The sequence below is a fragment of the Nonomuraea composti genome, from assembly GCF_012034275.1.
GTDB classification, from domain to species: domain Bacteria; phylum Actinomycetota; class Actinomycetes; order Streptosporangiales; family Streptosporangiaceae; genus Nonomuraea; species Nonomuraea composti.
In genome coordinates this window covers 13,714-33,676 of record NZ_JAATEP010000024.1, presented here as the reverse complement: position 1 = coordinate 33,676, position 19,963 = coordinate 13,714, and the positions used below count along the sequence as shown (strand labels likewise).

Sequence of the window (19,963 nt, the reverse complement as noted above, 5' to 3'; positions counted from 1 at the left end):
CGAAGCGGCATGAAGAACGCCGAGGCAGGGCTTGGCAGTGCTTTTTTCGGGAAGCCGGGGGTCGCACACTGCGGGTATGAAGGCGTGGCGCATCGGGACGATTCTCCTCGCGATCCTGCTGACGATCGTCTACCTGGTCTATCTGGCGGGCATCCCACTCGGCCTGGTGACGCACCGGCTCGAGGTGCACGAGGTGGCGCTGGCGGCGGCGCTGCTGGCCGGGGTGTGGTTCGCGGCCTCGTCCTACTCCATCACCGACTTCTCGATCGGCGCGGGAGGGGTGAGCGCGCGGCTGGACAGGACCGAGGCCAGGCAGCGGGTGCTGGAGTCGGAGTTGCGGGCGTTGCAGGTGGCGTTGAGCGGGCTGGTCACCAAGTACGAATGGGACCATCTGCGCCGGCTGGCCGGTGAAGGGCCGGTGCCCGCTCGGTTCCGGCAGGACGGCAAGCTGCAGCTGGAGCTGGAACGGCTGGACGCCATGGGGTTCGTGGAGCCGGTCGACGCGCAGCGGGGGCTCAACGCGATTCGCGAAGATCATGGGCATACGTACGAGGAGTTCGACCTCACGCGGTATGTCAGGATCACGAAAGCGGGGCGCGAGTATCTGCGGCTGCGCGAGAAGTTGTGAGCGGCGCCTCGTCAACCGAGCTGTGAGCTACTTCGCCAGCGACTCCGCGATGAGACGCCAGGTCTCCGCCGCCAGGTCCATGTTGCCGCTCTGCTGGGCCCGCTCGGCGAGCTCGCGCACCCCGTCGAGCGCCGGGTCCTGCTTGCCCTCCGGGAGGGCGAGCCGGGCCGAGCTGGGACGCAGCCGCATCCACGACGTCAGGTCGTCGCGGCCGTCGAAACCGGCGATGGCCTGGTCCATCAGGTTCGTGGCCGTGTCGACCTCGCCCTGACGGATCCGCAGGCCGGCGACGAGGCGCGGGTTGCGGTGTCGACCGCGCCACTCGGCGACCCGCCAGAGCGCCTGCCAGTGCGGCAGCGGATCTTCACCTTCCGAAGCCTTGAGGGCCTCGGCTGAGCGTCCGGGCGGCCTCGTCGTGGCCGAGGCCGGTGGCGAGCGTGAGGCTCCGCGCGAGGGACGTCCCGTGGACTGCGTGAGCTCGGCCGGGCTGACGCCGAGCTGCTCGGCCGCATGTCAGCGACGGTGTCAGGACGGCGACGGCTCCGTATCAGGGCCGCCGGCGAAGGTTGGAGCCATCAAGGGGTTCGGCGGCGAGGAACGCACTCGCCGGAACATCACCACCATTGAAGGAGACCGATATGAGCGTCAACGGCTTCACCGCGACGGGCCTGCGCCGGCTGCGTGAGGTGCTGACCCGGCACGTCGATTCCGGCAAGATTCCCGGCCTGGTCGCCCTGGTCAGCCGCGGCGGGCACACTCACGTCGAGGCGATCGGCACGATGCGGCACGACGGCGGCGCCCCGATGAGCCGCAACACGATCTTCCGGATGGCCTCCACCAGCAAGCCCGTCTCCATCGCCGCCGCCATGGTGCTGCTGGACGAGTGCCGGCTGCGGCTGGACGACACCGTCGATCAGTGGCTGCCCGAGCTGGCCGACCGCAAGGTGCTGCGCAGCCCCGACGCCGAGCTGGACGACACCGTCCCGGCCCGCCGCCCGATCACCGTCCGCGACGTGCTCACCTCCACCTTCGGCCTGGGCATGGACTTCACCGCCCTCGGCAAGCCCATCATGAACGCCGTCTTCGCCGCCGGCCTGACCCCCAACCTGCCCGTCGAGGTGCCCGAGCCGGACGAGTGGATGCGCCGCCTGGGCGAGCTGCCCCTGATGTACCACCCCGGCCAGCAGTGGCAGTACCACATCGCCAGCGACCTGGCCGGCGTGCTGGTCTCCCGGGTCACCGGCCAGAGCTTCGAGGACTTCCTGCGCGAGCGCATCTTCGAACCCCTCGGCATGCACGACACCGCCTTCCACGTCCCCGCCGACAAGATCGACCGCCTGCCCACCCTCTACGCCCCCGACCCGGCCACCGGCGAGTTCCTGGCCTGGGACGAGCCGGAGAACGGCCGCTGGAGCAAGCCCCCGGCGTTCCAGGGCGGCGGTGGCGGGCTGGTCTCCACCGCCGACGACTACCACGCCTACTTCCGGATGCTGCTCAACGGCGGCACCCACAACGGCCGCCGCATCCTGTCCAAGCCCGCCGTCGAGCTGATGACCACCAACCGGCTCACCCCCGAGCAGAACGCCGCCCGCACCGAGCTGGCCACCAACAACGTGCACATCTCCTTCGGCCAGGGCCAGCAGGGCGGCTGGGGCATGGGCATGGCGGTGCGCACCTACCGCGGCGACTACGCCCCCGTCGGCCAGTTCGGCTGGGACGGCGGCAGCGGCACCTCCGCCTACGCCGACCCCGCCAACCAGCTCACCGGCATCCTGCTCTGCCAGCTCGGCTACTCCGTCCCCAACCCCGCCCACCTGATGAGCGACTTCTGGACCACCGTCTACCAGGCCATCGAGGACTGACGCCCGGCGGGCCGCCCGAACTCACCCGGGCGGCCCGGCCTCAGCGTGCTCGCCACCACTCCTGGCGAGCTGATCGCCCGCCCGCGTGGCGATGGGCGTCGGCGGCTCGCTGATCACGCCCACCAACCTGTCCATCATGATCACGGTGTTCACGAACGAGGCGGAGCGGCGCAAGGCCCTGGCCGCCGCGACGCTCATGCCCGAATCGAGAGCGCCCGCGATCAGGGTCGTGTCAGGGCGGCGGCGGCCCGGTATCAGAGCGGTCGGCGAAGGTGAGTACCACACACCAGCACAGCACAGACGGAACGGAGCACCCCCGCCATGTCCCTCACCCTGACCGCCCAGGACAAGATCACCATGCGTACCGCCGCCTGGGGCACGGTCTCGCTGATGGCCGCGGCCGACGCCGCCGGCCGGCCGCACCGGGCGGCCACCCACGGCTCCGTCGCCCTGGCCTCCGCGACCGGCCTGACCGGGCACGTGCTCGCCGAGTGGCCCAAGGGGGTGAACCTGCGCGGCAAGTCCGTGGCCGAGCTCGCCGACATCGTGCTGCCGGCCCTGACCGCGGCCATGCGCCTGCTCAACAGCAGCGATCCGGCCGAGGCCGTGAACTTCCGCCGCACCGTCCTCGTCGCCGTCGAAGCCGCCGCCCGTACGCACCAGAGCGAGCCCAGCCCGACGCTGGCCGAGATGATCCGCAAGATCACCGCAGCACTCGATGCCGCCTGAGCACAACCAGGGATAACGCGGGCATAACCACTTCCGGTGACGGCCGGGTTATGGCCTGCTCGCTGGACTACCTCCCCGACGGCCGGGACAAGCCCGGCCCGCTCCTCGGGGGGAAAGTCCGTGACAGCCACCCTGGCCCGGGCGCGCGTGCGCGGGGTCGCCTCCGGCCGCGGCCTCTCGGGGCATCGGGTGTTCGGGTGCGTGCTCGTCCTGGCCGCCGCACTGCGCGTGCTGGTCATGCTCGGGTACGACACCGCGCAGCTCTACTGGTACGACTCCTTCACCTACCTCGACACGGCCGTGCACATGAGGCCGCCGGGCGCCTTCCACCCCGCCGGGTACTCGTGGTTCCTGTGGGCGTTGCGCCCCTTCGGCAGCGTGGAACTGGTGGCGGGGGTGCAGCACGCGATGGGCCTCGGCGTCGCGGTGATGCTGTACGCGCTGCTGCGCCGCTGGTCGTCGCCCGGCTGGGCGGCCACGGCGGCGACGGTGCCGGTCCTGTTCGACCCGTCCTTCGTCCGGCTGGAGCACGCCGTCCTGTCGGACCTGCAAGTGATCTTCCTCGTCACGGCCGCGCTGCTGGCGCTGCTGTGGCGGCCCGGGGCGCGTCCCTCCGCCAGGGCCGTGGCCGCGGCGGGGCTGCTGCTCGCGCTGGCCGGGCTGACCCGCACCGCCGCCGTCCCTCTGCTCGGGCTGGCCGCGATCTTCCTGCTGGCGCGCCGCACGCCGTGGCGGCGGGTGGTGGCGTTCGCGCTGGCCGGCGGGCTGCCGTTGCTGGCCTACGCCGGCTGGTACGCCCAGCACCACGGCCGGTTCGCCCTGAGCGGCTCCGACGGCGTCGCCCTCTGGGCCCGCACCATGACCTTCGCCGACTGCTCGCGCATCCAGCCGCCACCCCATCTGGCCCCGCTCTGCCCGAACGGCACCGTCCTCGACGCCGCCTCCGAGTACGTCTGGGCTCCCGGCTCCTCGCTCAACCGCCTGCCCGGCGACCGGTTCACCCACAACGACCTGGCCAGATCGTTCGCCATCGCCGCGATCACCGCCCAGCCGCTCGACTACCTGCGCGAGGTGGCGCGGGACACCTCGCTCGCGTTCACCTGGCAGCCCGTCGCCCACCCCCGGCGGGTGAGCGCGCACACCACGTTCCCGCGCGGCTCCTGGCCGCTGCCCGAGCAGCACGCCCTCATCGGCAAGGTCCGCAGCGAGTACGACCGGGACATCCGGGGGATGCGCTCCGTCGAGCCGTTCGCGTCGGTGCTGGCCGCCTACCCGTACCCGTGGCCGCTGCACGGGCCCGCGTTCGGGGCGCTGCTGGTGGCCGGTGGGGTCGCCGCGTTGCGGCGGGGGCGCAGGGCGGCGTTGCTGCCGTGGTCGTTCGCGATGTTCCTGCTGGTCGCGCCGGTGGCCGCGCTCGACTTCGACCACCGGTACGTGCTGCCCGCGATCCCCGTGGCGTGCGTGGCGGCCGCGCTCAGCTGGGCTGGTCCTCGACCCGGTGCCCGGCGTTCCGCAGAGCGGTGACGGCCTGGTCCCTGCTTCGTGCGGGAACGAGGACCAGGTCGGCGTGGAAGGTGGAGGCGACGAACACCGGGATCGCGGCATCCGCGAGAGGCTTGAGCACCGCCGCCAGCATCCCGGGAACGGCCAGGTCGTGGGCGGTGGCGCCACCATAGAAGCCGATCCATGCCTCGTCCGGGTCCGCCGAACAGGGGGCGGCGCGCACGACGGTCAGCCCTTCCGGCGCGCGGACGAGCACGACCCATTCGTCGCCTGGAGGCGGCTCCGCCTCTGGCAGGTGCTCGATGGTGAAGACCGAGGGCACGATGCGCAGGTGCTGGGGCGGCGGCTGCTGGTTCACGGGCGCATGTCTACCACGAGGCCGGTCGCTTCACGGGGGTGTGCGCTGTTAGCGTGCCCGAGTGGATCTCTTCTCACAGTCTTGGGCGGCGCTGCGCGCGGCCGTCGCCGAGCTGCCCGACGAGGACTTCGAGCGGCCGTCCGGGTGCGCCGGCTGGCTCATCCGCGACCTCGCCTGCCACCTGGTCATCGACGCGCAGGACGTGCTGATCACCCTCGCCACTCCCGAGGACGGGGAGCCGACCCGCGACGCGGTCACGTACTGGGACCTTGTCGAGCCGCCGACCGGCGACGACCCGCTCGACGCGCTGACCGTCCGGCTCGCCGCCGCCTACCAGGAGCCGCGGCTGCTCAAGTTCCACCTCGACGACGTCGGCTCGGCGGCCGGGCGCGCCGCCGAGCTCGCCGACCCGGCCGCCCGGGTGGGAACCAAGGACCAGGTCCTGACGGTGGGCGACTACCTGTCCGCGTACGTCCTGGAGTGGACGCTGCACCACCTCGACCTGATCGCCCACTTGCCGGGCGTCGCCGGGCCGTCCACCGAGGCGCTGGCCCACTCCCGCGCGACGCTGGAGAAGCTGGCCGGGGCCGCGTTCCCCGCGTCGTTCTCGGACGCGGACGCGCTGCTGGTCGGCACGGGACGGCGGGCGGCGACCGCCAAGGAGCGGGCCGAGCTGGGCGAGCTGGCCGGGCGGCTGCCCCTCGTGCTGGGCTGATCCCGGGCCGCGGCGCCGGTCCGAGCTCGGTGGCGCTGATGCCGAGGTCGTGGTGTTGATCCCGGGTCAGCGGCGCAGGTCGCGGAGGGCCAGGGCGAGCCACGCGTACGGGAGTGGCAGCAGCGCCAGCCAGAGCTGGTGCGCCTGGTCCCAGTAGCCGAAACCGCACGTCGGCGGCCAGAGCCGGACCTGGTCCGGCAGCAGGATGGTGGCCAGCACCAGGCCGAGCTGCACCACCACGGCGGTCATGGCGGCCTGGCGGCCGGGTGCGTGGCGGACGGCGGTGGCCGCCGCCGCGAGGGCGATGCCCAGGCAGGCGGCCATCTCGATCAGCAGGTCGCCGACCGGGAACAGGGCGCCGTCGGGGAGCCGGGTCAGGGCGTAGGCGAACGCGGCCAGCCAGATCGCCACCGCCGCGCCCCCCGCCAGCAGGCAGCGCAGCGACTGGCGCACCCAGCGCGGGACGGCCGCCGCGCCGAGGTCGGCGGACATGGCGTCCACCAGGGCGAAGGCGGCGGCCGAGCCGAGCAGGGTGCCGGCGACGCGCATGAGCAGCAGGGCGTCCTGGCCGGACAGCGGCTGCCCGGACTGTGTGAGGGAGAGCAGGCCGCCGACGAAGGCCGTGACGAGGGCGAGCGGGCCCCAGTCGATGGCCTTGGCGAGCGGGCGGATCAGGAGGACGGCCGCGTGCCACCTGGTCCGGGGCACGGTCGTCGCCAGCCCGGCGGGCATGGTCAGGGACATGGGTTCGCTCCTTGGGGCGTGTCGTGCGTGCGGGACAGGCCGAGCAACGGGAGGGCCTGGTCGATGGTCGTGGCGGGGTTCGTCAGCGTGGCCCAGTGGGCGTGCACGCGCTCGCGGGCGTCGGGCACGGTGAGCAGGCGCTTGGCGTAGTCGACCTCGGCGGCTCCCCATGTGGCCAGGAAGAGCTGGCTGCGCTTGTCGTCCAGGTGGTGCTCACGAGGGGGTTCGGGCGGCGAGACCTGACCGATGATCCAGAGCGTCACGACCGTGCGGGCCTGCCCGCCCGCGTCGCACATCCGGCTCCGGGCCGGTCCGCCGCGCAGACCGGTGGCCCAGACCGCCACCTCGCGCGCGAGGATGACGCGCTGGTCCGGGTGGCCCCACGTCATCGGTGGGCGGATCATGAAGGTGTCGAGGTCGGCGCCGTGCATCCAGGTTCTGGTGAGCTGCTGGACGCGGGGGACGCGGGCGCGCAGCGTGGCGGGCAGCGCGTTCGCCGCCGGGAGCACGGCCTGCTCCCACAGCGGGATCCACGGCTCGTACCCCTGGTAGGCGCAGTACGTGATGCCCTGCCGTCGCTCGCAGCGGTAGGCGTCGGGGCCGAAGTAGCGCTCGCGCACCCGCGGGTCCACGTCCTCCATCGTCTGCGGGCCGGGCTTCGGCCTCGGGGCCGGCGGCTCCGACGCCACGGCGGCCCCCGCGGGCACCGCGACGGCCAGCGCCGCCACCAGGGCCAGGGCGGGCACGAGCCGGGCGCGGTGCCGCAGCGCCGCGACGGCCGCGCAACCGGCGGCGAGCGCGAGCACGTACAGCAGGTGGATGGCGGACGGGCGGTCCGCCCAGTCGGCCTCGTGCACCTGCATCACCGGCAGCAGCCACCCGGCCGAGCCGTGCTGCGGGTTCATGTAGATGAGGTAGCCGAGCACGGCCGCCACCATCGGCCCCGCGACCAGCCACCGCGCCCACCGTCCGACGGCCACCCCCAGCGTGGCGGCCAGCATCGCGGCGGCCACGGCGGTCAGCGGCTCCCACACGTCGAGCCGGCCCGCCGCCGGGCCGCTCAGCACCCTGATCGCGAGGTACCCGCCGACCGCCACGGCCGCCGCCAGCCCGGCGACGAGCGGCGTGGCCAGCAGGATCGCCCGGGTCCTGTGCTCGGCCCGCCCCGGCAGGGCCGACAGGCTCTCGGGCATCCCGTGGCGGCCGTCGCGCGAGGCGGCCAGGCTCGCCACGACCAGCACCACCGCCCCCAGGCAGGTGGACAGGCCGGTCGCGTGCACCGGATCCACGCCCAGATGCGGCCGGCGGTCGTGGCCGAGGTAGGTCTGCAGGGCCAGCACGAGCGCCGTCGCGCCCCACACCAGGGGGTGCCGGGCCAGCCGGCGGGCCTCGAACAGGAACAGCGCCCACGTCACGCCGGCTCGCCGGGCGTCCACGGTCGGTCTCACGTCGCCTGATGTCACGCCGCGACCTCCTCTCCGAGCAGCATCAGGTAGCCGTCCTCGACCCCCGGCGTCGCCTGCTCGGCGGCGGGCGGCCGGTCGCCGAGCGTCCGGTAGCGGCCGTCCGCCGTGCGCCAGAACATCCGGGACGCCGCCGGCGCCTCCGCCGACAGCCACACCTGCCCGTCCGCGACCCGCGCCAGCTCGCCCGGCGTGTCGTCGAAGACGGCCCGGCCGCCGCGCAGCACGATGACCCGCTCGCACAGCGCCGCCACGTCCTCCGTCTGGTGCGTTGAGAGCACGACCGCCTGGCTCTCACCCAGCCGCGACACCAGCGCCCTGAACGACATCCGCTGCTCGGGATCGAGCCCCACCGTCGGCTCGTCGAGGATCAGCAGGTCCGGCTCGCCCAGCAGGGCCTGGGCCAGCGCGAGCCGCTGCCGCATGCCGCCCGACAGCTTGCGGACCTTCGTCCTGGCCTGCCCCGTCAGGTCCACCTCGGCCAGCACCCGGCGCACCTCCGCGTGCCGGTGCTCGCGGTCGGTCAGCTCCTTGAGGATGGCCACGTAGTCCACCAGGTCGAACGCGGTGAAGTGCGGGTAGAAGCCCGGGTCCTGCGGCAGGTAGCCGAGCCGGCGGCGCAGCGCGGTGCGCTGGGAGGGGCTCGCCGGGTCCAGGCCGAACGCGGTGACCGAGCCGGAGTCGGGAGCCAGGGTGGTGGCCAGGCAGCGCAGCAGCGTCGTCTTGCCGGCGCCGTTCGGGCCGAGCAGGCCGGTGACGCCGGTGCGCAGGGTGAGGTCGAGGTGGTCGAGGGCGGGCCGGCCGCCGTACGTCTTGGTCAGGCCGTTGATCTGGATCATGAAATGCTCGCCTTACGGATGCGGAGGATGAGCAGGAGGGCGACCCCGGCGTAGCCGAGCTGGGCCAGGGGTCCGAACGCGGCCAGCGGGCCGCTGACGAGCAGGCCCGTGCCGACGATGGCCAGCCACAGCCCGCCCACGGCGAGCGCGGCGATCGGCACGGGCAGCCTGTGAGACAGGGCCAGGCACCCCGCACTGGCCGCCAGCGAAGGCAGCAGCCAGGCGGCGCTCAGCCCCGGCGGGGCGGGCAGCAGCGGCGCGGCGAGCGCGGCCAGCGCGGTCGCGACCGCCAGCACCGCCACCGCCCTGGTCAGGAGCAGGCGAGGGCCGGCCATCGGCGTGGCGGCCATGAGCTCGTGCGCGGGATCGACGCGCGGCCCGTACGCCAGCGAGATCCCCGCCAGCGGCAGCACCGGGGCCATGACCAGGAACACGGGCATCAGCTCCGGCGCCTCCCGCGCCGCCAGCACCGCGAACGTCAGCGCGGTCACCACCGCCGCCAGCCAGGCCCTGCTCATCGTCGGCGTGGCCGCCACCAGCCGGGCGAGATGGTCCGGGACGCCGCCGTGGCGCAGGATCCGCTCGGCCGGGCTCGGGTGCGGCCCCGCCAGCCGGGACTCCAGCCGCTGCCAGGACGTCTCCAGCCATTCCCGTTCGTACGGGATGGCGGCCCGGCAGGCCGGGCACCGTTCGAGATGGGCCTCCACGGACATCGCGGGGGCGGGGGGCAGCGTGCCTGCGAGGTAGCGTTCGCGCAGGTCGTCCGGAATGTGCCAGTTCGTCATGACAGCTCCTCAAGAGGGCGGATACGCACGTTCGTCATGACAGCTTCTCGCGCAGCCGGGCCCTGGCCCGCGCCGCGCGGGACTTGACCGTGCCTTCGGGGATGCCGAGCAGGTGCGCCGCCTCCTTGGTGGTCAGGCCGTCCAGGACGGTGGCCTCGATGACCGCGCGCAACTCGGGGGAGAGCCTGTTCAGTGCCGTGCCGAGATCGCCGTGCTCCACGCCGAGCAGCACGGCCTCCTCGGCGGACCCGGTCACCTGGCCCGCGTGCCCGTCGGGCTCGGCGCCGGTGCCGATCCAGCGGGCGCCGCCGCCGCGCAACGCGGAGATCAGCCGCCGGACGGCGATCGTCCACAGCCAGCCCGCCGGATTCCCGCCGTCGAACCGGCCCGCCGATCGCCACACCGCCAGGAACGTCTCCTGCAAGGCGTCGTCCACGACGTCCGGATCGGCGCAGCGCCTGGACAGCCTGGCGCGCAGCCAGGGGGCGTGGCGCTGGTGGAGCAGGCGCAGCGCGGCAGTGCTGCGCGCGGCCACGGCGGCGAGCAGCTCGGCATCGGTGCTGTCCGCGTCGACGGCCGGCGGGTCCGCCGCGCGCCCGCGCCAGAAGTCGGAGGGTCTCACGTCTCTGTCTATCGCCGCGTGCGCGGGATCCGGTTCGCGCCGCGCCCTCACGTAAAAGGGTTCGAAAACTGTCGGTGGCCGGTGATACAAAGCAGGTTCCACCTAGCAAGGGGCCTGAGCATGTCGATCACCAGTGGCTCGGAGTTCTCCGTCGCCGGGCCGCGCACCAACCGTCGCGGCCCCGCGCGCTGGCTCTGGTCGCACCTGCGCCGTCACCCGCTGCACCTGCTCGGCTTCCTCGGCGGGTCGGTCGTCATGGTGGTGCTCAACGCGCTGGTGCCGCAGCTCACCGGCGACGCGTTCGACGCCGTGCTGGGGGTGCGGGGCGAGCCGATGGACGCGCTCGGGCTGATCGCGTGGGCGTTGCTGGCGATCGTGGTGGCGCGCGGGGTGTTCGACCTGGTGGCGCGGCTGTCGAGCGAGGTGCTGGCCAAGCGGCTGGAGCGCGACGCGCGTGACGAGCTGTACGTGAGCCTGCTCGGCAAGAGCCAGACCTTCCACAACCGGCAGCGGGTCGGCGACCTGATGGCCCGCGCGGCGAACGACATCCGGCAGCTCTCCATCATGATCACACCCGGGGCCGACCTCATCGTCGACTCGGGGCTGACCGGGCTGGTGCCGCTGTTCTTCATCGCCGCCATCGATCCGCGGCTGCTGCTGGCGCCGGGGATCTTCGCGGTGGTGTTCGTGGTGGCGCTGTGGCACTACATGCGGCAGCTCAACCCGGTCGCGACGCGGATGCGGGAGGAGTTCGGCGAGCTCAACGCCGGGCTCAACCAGGCCGTGCGCGGCATCGAGGTGATCAAGGTGACCGCGCAGGAGGCGCAGGAGCGGCTGCGCTTCCGTGCCAACGCGCGGCGCTATCGCGACTCGTTCGTCCGCAACGGGCTCGTGCAGGCGCGCTACCTGCCGACGCTGCTGTTCGCGTTCGCCATGGCGGCGGGGCTGTGGCACGGCCTCTACCTGCAGAGCGTCGGGGCGATCACGATCGGCGAGCTGGTCGCGTTCATGGGGCTCATGGGCATGCTCGGGTTCCCGACACAGATGTCCATCTTCACGTTCTCGCTGATCCAGATCGGCATCGTGTCCGCGCGCCGGATCCTCAGCATCATCACCTCAGACAGCGAGATCGAGCAGCGCGCCGACGGGCACGCCGCGCCGATCAGCGGCGAGATCGTCTTCGAGGACGTCACGTTCGGCTACGACGACGACGGCGAGCCCGCGCTGCGCGGCGTGTCGTTCACGGTGCGGCCGGGAGAGACGGTGGCGATCGTCGGCGAGACCGGCTCCGGCAAGAGCACGCTGACCAAGCTGGTGCCGCGCATCTACGACGTCACCTCGGGGCGCATCCTCGTCGACGGCGTCGACGTACGCGAGTGGGACCTCGACTCGCTGCGCTCCCAGATCTCCACGATCGAGCAGGACATCGTGCTGTTCTCCCGCTCCGTGGCCGAGAACATCGCCTTCAGCAAGGGGCAGCGCGCCGACCGCGAGGCGGTGGAGCGGGCGGCGCGCGACGCGCAGGCCGCCGAGTTCATCGAGGAGCTCGACGACGGCTACGACACGGTGATCGGCGAGCGCGGCGTCACGCTGTCCGGCGGGCAGCGGCAGCGGCTGGCCATCGCGCGGGCGCTGCTGACCGACCCGGCCATCCTCGTGCTCGACGACTCCACCAGCGCCATCGACTCCGCCACCGAAGACAGGATCCAGCAGGCCATCGGGCGCATCCTCGAAGGGCGCACCACCCTGCTCATCACCCACCGGCTCTCCCAGATCCGCTGGGCCGACAAGGTGCTGCTGCTGCGGCGCGGCCAGGTGGCCGACTTCGGCACGCACGACGAGCTGATCGGGCGCAGCCGCCTCTACCGGCGCGTCTTCGCCCACTACGACGAGGCCGACCTCGCCGGTGAGCCGGTCCTGGCCGCTGAGCAGGGAGGGGTGCGCTGATGGGCTTCCTCATGGACGGCCTCGACGCCGAAGACTACGACCGCACCTACAACGACCGCGACCTGCTGCGCCGGATCATGTCGTACTTCCGGCCCAAGCTGGGCGCGATGGTGCTGGTGGCGTCCATGATCGTGCTGGGCTCGGCGGCCCAGGCGGTCATCCCCACGCTCGGCAGCCTCGCCGTCGACGCCATCGCCGACGGCACGATCGGCGAGGTCGGCTGGCTGCTGGCGGCGGGCATCCTGGCCACCGGCGTGCTGTCGTGGGGCCTCAACTACGTCCGGCAGAAGAACAGCGCCAAGGTCACCGGCGACGTCGTGCTGCGCCTGCGCGAGGACGCGTTCGACGCGGTGCTGGCGCGCGACCTGTCCTTCTACGACGAGACGCCGTCCGGCCGGATCGTCAGCCGGGTGACGTCCGACACCGACGACTTCGCCACCGTCTCCACCCTGACCATGGACCTGATCAGCCAGGTGCTGATGGTCGGCTTCGTGACGGCGCTGCTGTTCGCGCGCAGCGTCGAGCTGGCCCTGCTGACGCTGCTCGTGGTGCCGGTCGTGGTGGGGCTGGCGCTGCTGTTCCGGCGGCTGGCCCGGCTCAGCACGCGGCGCGCCCAGCGCTCGCTGAGCCGCGTCAACGCCAACCTCCAGGAGACCATGGGCGGCATCGCCGTCGCGAAGAACTTCCGGCAGGAGCAGCAGGTCTACGACGAGTTCCGGCCCATCAACCAGCAGAGCTACCAGGTGACGCTGCGGCAGGGGTTCGTCTTCTCCGCCATCTTCCCCGTGCTCTTCCTCGTGGCCGGGCTCGCCACGGTCGTGCTCGTCCAGCTCGGCGGCGCACACGTCGTCGCGGGCGGGCTGTCGGCCGGCGACTGGTACCTGTTCCTCCAGGGCGTGTCGCTCTTCTGGTTCCCGCTGACGTCCATCGCCGCGTTCTGGTCGCAGTTCCAGCAGGGGCTGTCGGCGTCCGAGCGGGTGTTCGCGCTGATCGACGCGCCGCCGCGGGTCGTGCAGAGCGACGCCCAGCCGGCCGGGCGGCTGGCCGGCCGCATCGAGTTCCAGGGCGTGACCTTCGGGTACGACCCGGCGCAGCCCGTACTCCGGAGCTTCGACCTCGTCATCGAGGCCGGGGAGAGCGTGGCGCTGGTCGGGCACACCGGTGCAGGCAAGTCCACGCTCAGCAAGCTGATCACCCGCTTCTACGAGTTCCAGGACGGGCGGCTGCTGATCGACGGCCGCGACATCCGCACCCTTGAGCTGGGCAGCTACCGCCGCCAGATCGGGGCCGTGCCGCAGGCGCCGTTCCTGTTCAGCGGCACCGTCGCCGACAACATCCGCTACCCGCGCCCCGACGCCACCGACGAAGAAGTGCTGGCCGCCGCGTCGGCGGTAGGCGGCGGCGACTGGATCGACGCCCTGCCCGGCGGCCTGGAGACCGACGTCGGCGAGCACGGCCGCGCCCTGTCGATGGGGCAGCGCCAGCTCGTCGCCCTGGCCCGGCTGCTCATCCAGGACCCGGCGATCGTCGTCCTCGACGAGGCCACCGCCAGCGTCGACCCGCTCACCGAGGCACAGATCCAGGAAGGGCTCGACGTGGTGCTGGCCGGCCGCACGTCGATCGTCATCGCCCACCGGCTGTCCACGATCGAGCACGTCGACCGCATCATCGTGCTCGACCACGGGCAGATCGTGGAGGAGGGCGACCACGCCACGCTGCTGGCCAAGGGCGGGCGATACTGCCAGGTCTACAACACCTACTTCCGGCACCAGTCACCCAACTACCGGGCGGGGGCCGGGTTCGTGCCGGTCAGCTCCGGCTGAGCGCCTTACATGAGAATGAGAACGAGCACCAGGAGGACGAGCGCGCCCGATAGGCCGAGGCAGACGTTGCGCTGGCGGCGGTAATACGTGATGTCTCTTTGCGCCGATCGGGCGGCGTGCCAGATCTTACGCAGCTCATCGCTGTTCGCTCTGGGCGCCGAGCTTTGGTACGCCCACAGCGTCAGCAAGGCATCGAGCCATGACCATCCGCTCGCTGATGTCGTAGCTTCTCGGGTCATCTGCGATCGGAAGACGGCGGCCAGGCGCCAGGGAAGCCGCGACAGCACGGCGTCGGACCCCTCGATCGACACTCTGGACAAAGCCTGCAGCAGGCTGACCGCGGCATCGAAGGGGAGACTCCTGACGGCCGCGGCGAAGGCGTCCACGCTGTCCAGCCCTGCCAGAAGCCGAGCGGTGCGGTCGCTGTCCTCGGCCACCAGATGGTGCAGCAGCCCGGGCGCATGTGGCACCAGCACGGGCACGGATTCCCGCTGACCCTGCTCGGTGACCGTCTCCTTGAACAACAGCGCGCGCATCAGGTCGCGAGCCGCATCGTCTTCCAGCGCCAGCAGGAAGTCGGCGGTGGGCACCAGCTCGATGGCCCTGTGCTTGTAGTCGAAGGCCGGCGGGGTGTCGAGGGTGGCGATGGCGAACAGCAGCCAGGCGGCACACTCCGGATCGACGGCCGCGTAATCCCGCAGCCGGTTGGTGGCGGTGTCCACGTCCTCCCGCGTGAGGCGGTGAGCCAGGTGAACGAGGACGTTGTTCCGGTTTTTCGCACCGAGCTCCCGCAGCCGCCTCCACAGTCGCTCTGCCCCCATTCCGTACAGGAGGCCCGCGCAATGGTCGGCGCCCATTCTCGAACAGATCAGATCGGCAATTCTGCCTCCGCGCTCGTACTCGTACAGGAGCTTCTTCTGCCTCGCCGGATCCCTGGCCGTGATGAGGGAATAGGCCTCCTCCACATCACAACGCCCCAGGTCGCTGAGATCTTCATGAAGTGATTGGTCGGTCATGGGAATGCGCCCCTCGCCCTTGCTGACCTACATGTCACCGCACCGTATGAAGCGTCCTTTCCGTAAAGCGGAATGCCTTGGCGTCAATATGCGGGTATATCGCGGAGCCGTCAATCGTTGTCGCGGAGGGCGCGGAGGGTTTCGGCCTGTTCGGCGGTGACGCCCCTGGCGCGCTGGGCGACGGCCTCCTCCGGGGTCAGGCCGGCGCCTGCCCAGGACGCCGTCTCCTCGAACGGGATGCCGGCCCGCCACCACTCGCGCGCCACCGCCATCGGGGTCAGGCCGCGCTGGATGTAGCGGGCGGCCTCGGACGGTTTGAGGCCGAGCTCCTGCCACATGCGGGCGGTCGGGGCGTCCACGTTGTGGCGGGCCCAGGCGGCGGCCTCGTCGTCCACCCAGTCGGCGCCGCAGTAGCTGTAGATGACGAGGGCGTCGGTGTTGCCGAGGCGGGTGATGAAGCGGTGGGCGCGGTCGCGCGGGTCGCCGCCGCCCGCGAACGCCATGAGGCTGGTGAACGCGTCACCCGGGGCCGTGGGGTCGTCGGGGTCGCGGGGTTTGCGGCCTCGTTCGAGGTCGTACGCCTGCTCCGGGGTGTGACCCTGGTGCTTGAGGGCGATGGCGTCGGCGAGGCCGAACGCGTACTCGTGCCAGAGGAGCGCCTCCGAGGCGGTCATGCCCGCGGCGCGGCACTCGCCCACAGTGTCGGGGGTGACGTGGGCGGTGCTCCACTGGGTGGCCCGCGCCGGGTCGGTGATCCCGGCGCGCCGCCACGCTGACGCCTGCTCGGCGGTCAGCCGCCACGTCCACCAGCGGTGGGCTTCGGCGGGCGGGATCCCGGCGGCCTCGTACGGGGCCGGGTCGAACGGCGCCGTCATGATGCTCCTTCCAGATGTACGGTCTCCGCCCACCCGGGCGCCTGCCCGTTCGCGTCCAGGAGGGCGACGATGACGCGGGTGGTTCGCGGCGGGCGGGCCGGCCACGGGGTGCGGCCGTCGGTGATGGCGATGATCAAGTCCGGTGGCGGGCGTCTGGCCAGGGCGGCGGCGAAGCCGGCCCGCAGGTCGGTGCCGCCGCCGCCGTCCAGCTGCAAGGCGGGGATCCGGGTGACGGTCTGCGGGCGGTACGCGCGGGCGTCGCAGGTGATCACCGTGAGCAGGCGCCGCCCGACCCCCACGGCCCGCAGGACGCCGGTGACCTCGGCGAGCGCCCGGGCCAGCATGGTCTCCGTGATCGAGCCCGACGTGTCGATCAGCACGGTCACCGAGGGCAGGGGCCGGCGCAGGCTCGGCAGGAGGACGCCCGGCAGCGCGGCGGCCCTGCGTGACGGCCTGCGGTAGGTGTAGTCCACGCGGCCCGCCGCCTCGGCGAGGCCGTGGCGTACCTTCGCCGACAGGTGGCGGCGCCAGCTCACCGCAGGCTCCAGCACCTGGTCGGCCCAGCGGCGCCAACCGGCCGGGACGTCGTCCTGGGCGTTCAGGCGTTCGCGGATCCTGCGGGCGGTGTCCAGGGCGGTCAGGCGGGCGGTGGTGGGGGAGAGGGCGGGCAGGTCGTCACGGTCCCAGGCGCGGGGCAGGCCGTCGCAGCCGCTGCCGCAGTCACCCGGGATGTCGGGGGATGGTGGGCTCGGTGGGTTTCCAGGCTGTGGCTGGTGGGGTGGGGAGTTCGTGCGTAGCGCGTGCCAGTAGTGTTCGGCGGTCTCGTTGTCCGGGAGGCCGAGCGTGGATGGTGTCGTCACCTCCGAGGAGGGGTGGAGGGGTGTGAGGTCGTCGTTGATCTCGGCGTCGGTGGCCAGGTTCCACGCGTGTTGATCCCCGGCCTTCGGGTGCACGGTGCTGCCGGGGTAGCGGCGGAAGTGCTCGCGCAGGAGGTGGGTCACCTGGTGGATGAGCCAGAAGCTCACCTCCTGGACGCTCTGCCGCGCCAGTTCCTCCGTCCCGACGTACACGTGCCACCCGGGATCCGCGGGGAAGCGGCGCAGCTCGCCCGCGGAGGGGCCGCTGACCAGGACAGGAGTGAGGGAGAGCAGGGCGTTCGCGAGGTAAGGGGCCTGGTGGGCGGCGCGGACGCGGGCGGCCGACCACTTCTCCCACAGCTCGGGGCTAGCCATCGAGCAGCCCGGCCGCGCGCAGGATCGGGGTCAGCTCCAGCAGCGCGTCCGGGATGCGGGCGCCGGCAGGGCGGTGGGCGGCGAGCGTGCGGGCCGCGAGGGTGGCCACGTCCGGTGCCGTACGGGCGGCCTTGGCGATCACCCGCCAGGCGGCGTCCCACCGCTCCACGTCACCTGCGGACACCGCGACCGCCACCACCGAGGTGAGCACGGCGAAGGCGCGGTCGCCGCGCCGGGGCAGCTCGAACGCGTCCGGGTTCGCGAGCACCGCCGCCGGGTCGGGCAGGTCCAGGTGGTCCCGCCAGGACAGGAACTCCAGGGCCGCGCCCTCCCCGACGGCGCCGGTCACGAGCACGGCCAGCACGTCGTCCGGGGCGCCGGCGGCCTTGCATGCGGCCATCAGCTTGGCGGTCGCCTCCCAGGAACGCGGGCTGGGCCACCCCTGCCCACCGCCGCCCGTCCCCATCCCATGACCGCCCGCGCCCGGCGCGCCACCGCTCGGTCCCCGCGCGCCGCCGTTCGATGGGACCTGGAGTGCCAGGGTGGGTCGGAGTTCCAGGAACGCCGCCACCGTCGCACGCGCCTCCATCACCTGCTCGCGGGACGGAGGCTGCGCGAACCCGGACAGCGACGGCGCCGGGAACCCCACCGCCAGGCCCCGCGCGATGTGCCGGCCGTCCACCGGCCAGTTGAGGTGCACGAGCCGGTTGGCCAGCGGCGGCGCCAGGTCCCAGCCGTCGGCGGCCTCGTCGGGCGGGTTCGCTGCGGCGACCACCTGCACCTTGTCCGGCAGCCGGACGTCGCCGACCACCCGCTCCAGCACCACCCGCAACATCGCGGCCTGCACCGCCGGGGGAGCGGTGGTCAGCTCGTCGAGGAAGAGCAGGCCGTGCCCGGCGGCGGCCAGCCGCTGGGCCCAGGCCGGCGGGGTCAGCCGGACGGCGCCGTCGGAGATCACCGGCAGGCCGGCGAAGTCGCTCGGCTCCCTGATCGAGCCGATGACCACCTCGATGGGCCAGTTCAGGGAGGCGGCGAGGGCCACGACGGCCGAGGTCTTGCCGGTGCCGGGGCTGCCCCACAGCAGGGTCGGCACGCCTGCCGACACCGCGATCGCCAACGCCTCCAGCACCGTGCGGCTGTCTCCCACGCTCACCTCCCCGCCACCTGCGGTCCGGAGTCACCGGTCGCGTGTGCGTCTCCCGTCGACGGCGGGCTCGAGTTGTCCGCCGCACGTGCGTCTGCGGTCGCCTGAACGCCCGGGCTGCTCGCCGCACGTGCTGCCGGCAGGCTGGGGTTGTTCGTCGGACCTGCGTCCCCGGCCGTCTGCGGGCTCGGGCTGTTCTCCGTACGAGCGGCGTCTCCCGCCGCCTGCGGACCCGGGCCGGTCGCGAGTTGGGTGGCCAAGCCGGGCACGCCGAGTTGCCGGGCCAGCAGTGCTAGCTCGTGCGCCGGCAGTTCCCGCCGCATGGTGGCCACGCCGTCCACCAGCGGCGAAGCGGTCAGCCGTACCTGCTCGACAGCCTCCCGGAACGCCTGCGGGTCCCATGGGAACGAGACCTCGGCCCGTTCGGCGATCCGGGTGACGTCCTCGGGGGACGGCTGTGAGGCGATGCCGAGCCGGGAGGTGAGGCGGTCGCCGACGAGCAGGCCGGCCAGGTAGGCGCGGCCGGTCGCGAGCGGGCGGCGGGGGCGGGGGTCGGCGCCGTGGACCCAGGCGGTGACGATCTCGGCGACCAGGCGGGCGGCCGCGTGCCCGGGCCGGTCGGACAGGCCGAAGTCGCCCAGGTCGAACTGGTTGGCGGAGATCACCAGCGCCACCCGGTCGTCGGTCCAGCCGCGGGTGAAGTGGGTCCAGCCCCAGGGGTACTCGCCGCCGTGCCCGATGTAGGGGCGCTCGCCGCCGAAGACGTTGAACACGAACCCGACGGACATGCCGGGCTGCGGCCCGAAGAGCGTGCTCCCGGGAGCCTGGGCGGTGATCATCTGCCGCGCCAGGTCCGGGGAAAGTACGGGGGACCCGCCGCCGAGGATCGCCAGCACGAACCGGGCGTGGTCGGACGGCGTGCTCAGCGCCGAGCCGGCCGGGTAGTCGCCCGGGTACAGGTCGGGCAGCGGCAGCCGCAGGCCGGGCAGCGTGGCGTAGCCGGTGGAGCGCCGGGCGAGCAGGTCGTCCGGCACGAAGTCGGGGTGCTGCGCCCTCGGGAACACGGTCGATTCCATCCCCAGCGGCGCGAACACGTGCCGCCCCACCCATTCGGAGAACGTCACCCCGTCGGGGTTGAGCAGCTCGACGAGGTGGCCGGCCACGGCGATCCCGACGTTGCTGTACTGGTAGCGCGCTCCCACGGGCCCCGCCCAGAACGGCACCATCGTGCCCCCGTACGCGTCGGAGCGCTCCGCGTCGAGCACCCGCCGCAGGTGCTCACCCAGCGGCGGGGGCGGCACGCGGTCGAAGTTGCCCATGCCGGCGCCGAGCCCGCTGTGGTGGGTGAGCAGGTCCCGCAGCGTGATGGGGCGCGGCCCGTGCGGGTTGACGGCGTGAACATACGGCTCGATGGGCTCGTCCAGCCCGATCACGCCGCGTTCGACGAGCTGGAGGGCGGCGACCCCGGTGTACGGCTTGCAGTCGGAGCCCGTGGGTGCGACCGTGCCGGTCGTCATCGGGCGGCCGGTGGCCAGGTCGGCGACGCCGTACGCCCTGGCCAGCGCCACCTCCGTGCCGAGCCCCACCGCGATCGACAGGCCGGGGGTGCCGCAGTGCTCCATGATCTCCGGCACGAACGTGTCGAGCGCCTCTCCCAGCGTGCTGATGTCCATGCGTC

Annotated in this window: 20 protein-coding genes; 7 read left to right on the top strand and 13 right to left on the bottom strand. The window is 72.8% G+C overall.

What is annotated here, in order from left to right:
- The first annotated feature begins 76 nt into the window (after positions 1-76).
- Positions 77-628 carry a hypothetical protein gene (locus HCN51_RS30215; RefSeq protein ID WP_168013933.1) on the top strand — a complete coding sequence of 184 codons (552 nt, stop codon included), beginning with the start codon at positions 77-79 and terminating at the stop codon, positions 626-628.
- Between the two features lie 27 nt (positions 629-655).
- Here the strand turns inward: HCN51_RS30215 and HCN51_RS30210 are convergent, their stop codons facing one another.
- Positions 656-868 (bottom strand): hypothetical protein, encoded by a 213-nt coding sequence (locus HCN51_RS30210; RefSeq protein ID WP_168013931.1) that lies wholly within the window; start codon positions 866-868, stop codon positions 656-658.
- A 398-nt stretch (positions 869-1,266) separates the two neighbouring features.
- Between HCN51_RS30210 and HCN51_RS30205 the strand changes: the two genes are divergently transcribed.
- On the top strand, positions 1,267-2,490 hold the full coding sequence (locus tag HCN51_RS30205) for a serine hydrolase domain-containing protein (RefSeq protein WP_168013929.1): 1,224 nt from the start codon (positions 1,267-1,269) through the stop codon (positions 2,488-2,490).
- Between the two features lie 21 nt (positions 2,491-2,511).
- Here HCN51_RS30205 and HCN51_RS30200 read toward each other — a convergent pair whose 3' ends face one another.
- A complete protein-coding gene (locus HCN51_RS30200; protein WP_168013927.1) occupies positions 2,512-2,688 on the bottom strand; it encodes a hypothetical protein in 177 nt (58 codons plus the stop codon).
- 123 nt (positions 2,689-2,811) lie between these two features.
- Here HCN51_RS30200 and HCN51_RS30195 point away from each other — a divergent pair, with 123 nt between their 5' ends.
- Complete coding sequence (locus HCN51_RS30195) at positions 2,812-3,219, top strand: hypothetical protein (RefSeq protein ID WP_168013925.1); 408 nt, start codon at positions 2,812-2,814, stop codon at positions 3,217-3,219.
- A gap of 120 nt (positions 3,220-3,339) precedes the next feature.
- Positions 3,340-4,743 (top strand): hypothetical protein, encoded by a 1,404-nt coding sequence (locus HCN51_RS30190; RefSeq protein ID WP_346433852.1) that lies wholly within the window; start codon positions 3,340-3,342, stop codon positions 4,741-4,743.
- Here HCN51_RS30190 and HCN51_RS30185 read toward each other — a convergent pair.
- Positions 4,694-5,080, bottom strand: a complete 387-nt coding sequence (locus tag HCN51_RS30185; protein WP_168013923.1) for an ACT domain-containing protein — start codon at positions 5,078-5,080, stop codon at positions 4,694-4,696. The two genes, HCN51_RS30190 and HCN51_RS30185, sit on opposite strands and share 50 nt — an antisense overlap.
- 61 nt (positions 5,081-5,141) lie before the next feature.
- Here HCN51_RS30185 and HCN51_RS30180 point away from each other — a divergent pair, with 61 nt between their 5' ends.
- Positions 5,142-5,795 (top strand): maleylpyruvate isomerase N-terminal domain-containing protein, encoded by a 654-nt coding sequence (locus HCN51_RS30180; protein ID WP_168013921.1) that lies wholly within the window; start codon positions 5,142-5,144, stop codon positions 5,793-5,795.
- A 66-nt stretch (positions 5,796-5,861) separates the two neighbouring features.
- On the opposite strand, the gene HCN51_RS30175 is transcribed toward HCN51_RS30180, so the two are convergent.
- Genes HCN51_RS30175 through HCN51_RS30155 form a run of 5 tightly spaced genes read right to left on the bottom strand, consistent with a single transcriptional unit; the run spans position 5,862 to position 10,248 of the window.
- Positions 5,862-6,539: a hypothetical protein gene (locus tag HCN51_RS30175; RefSeq protein ID WP_168013919.1), complete on the bottom strand. Its 678-nt coding sequence runs from the start codon at positions 6,537-6,539 to the stop codon at positions 5,862-5,864.
- A complete protein-coding gene (locus HCN51_RS30170) occupies positions 6,530-7,987 on the bottom strand; it encodes a hypothetical protein (RefSeq protein ID WP_168013917.1) in 1,458 nt (485 codons plus the stop codon). The genes HCN51_RS30175 and HCN51_RS30170 overlap by 10 nt, the downstream gene beginning before the upstream one ends.
- Before the next feature lie 11 nt (positions 7,988-7,998).
- The gene (locus HCN51_RS30165; protein WP_168013915.1) at positions 7,999-8,841 is read right to left on the bottom strand and encodes an ABC transporter ATP-binding protein; all 843 of its coding nucleotides are present in this window, start codon (positions 8,839-8,841) and stop codon (positions 7,999-8,001) included.
- A complete protein-coding gene (locus tag HCN51_RS30160) occupies positions 8,838-9,626 on the bottom strand; it encodes a zf-HC2 domain-containing protein (protein WP_168013913.1) in 789 nt (262 codons plus the stop codon). Before HCN51_RS30160 ends, HCN51_RS30165 begins: the two co-directional genes overlap by 4 nt.
- Before the next feature lie 34 nt (positions 9,627-9,660).
- The gene (locus tag HCN51_RS30155) at positions 9,661-10,248 is read right to left on the bottom strand and encodes a sigma-70 family RNA polymerase sigma factor (protein WP_168013910.1); all 588 of its coding nucleotides are present in this window, start codon (positions 10,246-10,248) and stop codon (positions 9,661-9,663) included.
- Positions 10,249-10,368: 120 nt separating this feature from the next.
- On the opposite strand from HCN51_RS30155, the gene HCN51_RS30150 reads away from it, so the two are divergent.
- On the top strand, positions 10,369-12,195 hold the full coding sequence (locus HCN51_RS30150) for an ABC transporter ATP-binding protein (RefSeq protein ID WP_168013908.1): 1,827 nt from the start codon (positions 10,369-10,371) through the stop codon (positions 12,193-12,195).
- Entirely contained in the window at positions 12,195-14,018 is a 1,824-nt protein-coding gene (locus HCN51_RS30145; protein WP_168013906.1) for an ABC transporter ATP-binding protein, read from the top strand. The genes HCN51_RS30150 and HCN51_RS30145 overlap by 1 nt, the downstream gene beginning before the upstream one ends.
- 5 nt (positions 14,019-14,023) lie before the next feature.
- Here HCN51_RS30145 and HCN51_RS30140 read toward each other — a convergent pair whose 3' ends face one another.
- The 5 genes from HCN51_RS30140 to HCN51_RS30120 form a co-directional block, all read right to left on the bottom strand.
- Positions 14,024-15,034 carry a hypothetical protein gene (locus HCN51_RS30140; protein ID WP_168013904.1) on the bottom strand — a complete coding sequence of 337 codons (1,011 nt, stop codon included), beginning with the start codon at positions 15,032-15,034 and terminating at the stop codon, positions 14,024-14,026.
- Between the two features lie 110 nt (positions 15,035-15,144).
- Positions 15,145-15,909, bottom strand: coding sequence for a hypothetical protein (locus HCN51_RS30135; protein ID WP_168013902.1), 765 nt, complete (start codon positions 15,907-15,909; stop codon positions 15,145-15,147).
- The gene (locus HCN51_RS30130) at positions 15,906-17,141 is read right to left on the bottom strand and encodes a vWA domain-containing protein (protein WP_168013900.1); all 1,236 of its coding nucleotides are present in this window, start codon (positions 17,139-17,141) and stop codon (positions 15,906-15,908) included. The genes HCN51_RS30135 and HCN51_RS30130 overlap by 4 nt, the downstream gene beginning before the upstream one ends.
- On the bottom strand, positions 17,134-18,294 hold the full coding sequence (locus HCN51_RS30125; protein ID WP_346433851.1) for an AAA family ATPase: 1,161 nt from the start codon (positions 18,292-18,294) through the stop codon (positions 17,134-17,136). Before HCN51_RS30125 ends, HCN51_RS30130 begins: the two co-directional genes overlap by 8 nt.
- Positions 18,291-19,958: a serine hydrolase domain-containing protein gene (locus tag HCN51_RS30120; protein ID WP_168013898.1), complete on the bottom strand. Its 1,668-nt coding sequence runs from the start codon at positions 19,956-19,958 to the stop codon at positions 18,291-18,293. Before HCN51_RS30120 ends, HCN51_RS30125 begins: the two co-directional genes overlap by 4 nt.
- Positions 19,959-19,963 lie beyond the last annotated feature (5 nt).

What these genes read in the sequence shown, in the direction of transcription:
- HCN51_RS30160 (WP_168013913.1), bottom strand. Translation starts at nt 9,626, where the DNA reads ATGACGAACTGGCACATTCCGGACGACCTGCGCGAACGCTACCTCGCA.
- HCN51_RS30200 (WP_168013927.1), bottom strand. Translation starts at nt 2,688, where the DNA reads ATGAGCGTCGCGGCGGCCAGGGCCTTGCGCCGCTCCGCCTCGTTCGTG.
- HCN51_RS30175 (WP_168013919.1), bottom strand. Translation starts at nt 6,539, where the DNA reads ATGTCCCTGACCATGCCCGCCGGGCTGGCGACGACCGTGCCCCGGACC.
- HCN51_RS30195 (WP_168013925.1), top strand. Translation starts at nt 2,812, where the DNA reads ATGTCCCTCACCCTGACCGCCCAGGACAAGATCACCATGCGTACCGCC.
- HCN51_RS30165 (WP_168013915.1), bottom strand. Translation starts at nt 8,841, where the DNA reads ATGATCCAGATCAACGGCCTGACCAAGACGTACGGCGGCCGGCCCGCC.
- HCN51_RS30215 (WP_168013933.1), top strand. Translation starts at nt 77, where the DNA reads ATGAAGGCGTGGCGCATCGGGACGATTCTCCTCGCGATCCTGCTGACG.
- HCN51_RS30120 (WP_168013898.1), bottom strand. Translation starts at nt 19,958, where the DNA reads ATGGACATCAGCACGCTGGGAGAGGCGCTCGACACGTTCGTGCCGGAG.
- HCN51_RS30140 (WP_168013904.1), bottom strand. Translation starts at nt 15,034, where the DNA reads ATGACCGACCAATCACTTCATGAAGATCTCAGCGACCTGGGGCGTTGT.
- HCN51_RS30135 (WP_168013902.1), bottom strand. Translation starts at nt 15,909, where the DNA reads ATGACGGCGCCGTTCGACCCGGCCCCGTACGAGGCCGCCGGGATCCCG.
- HCN51_RS30205 (WP_168013929.1), top strand. Translation starts at nt 1,267, where the DNA reads ATGAGCGTCAACGGCTTCACCGCGACGGGCCTGCGCCGGCTGCGTGAG.
- HCN51_RS30130 (WP_168013900.1), bottom strand. Translation starts at nt 17,141, where the DNA reads ATGGCTAGCCCCGAGCTGTGGGAGAAGTGGTCGGCCGCCCGCGTCCGC.
- HCN51_RS30145 (WP_168013906.1), top strand. Translation starts at nt 12,195, where the DNA reads ATGGGCTTCCTCATGGACGGCCTCGACGCCGAAGACTACGACCGCACC.
- HCN51_RS30210 (WP_168013931.1), bottom strand. Translation starts at nt 868, where the DNA reads ATGGACCAGGCCATCGCCGGTTTCGACGGCCGCGACGACCTGACGTCG.
- HCN51_RS30150 (WP_168013908.1), top strand. Translation starts at nt 10,369, where the DNA reads ATGTCGATCACCAGTGGCTCGGAGTTCTCCGTCGCCGGGCCGCGCACC.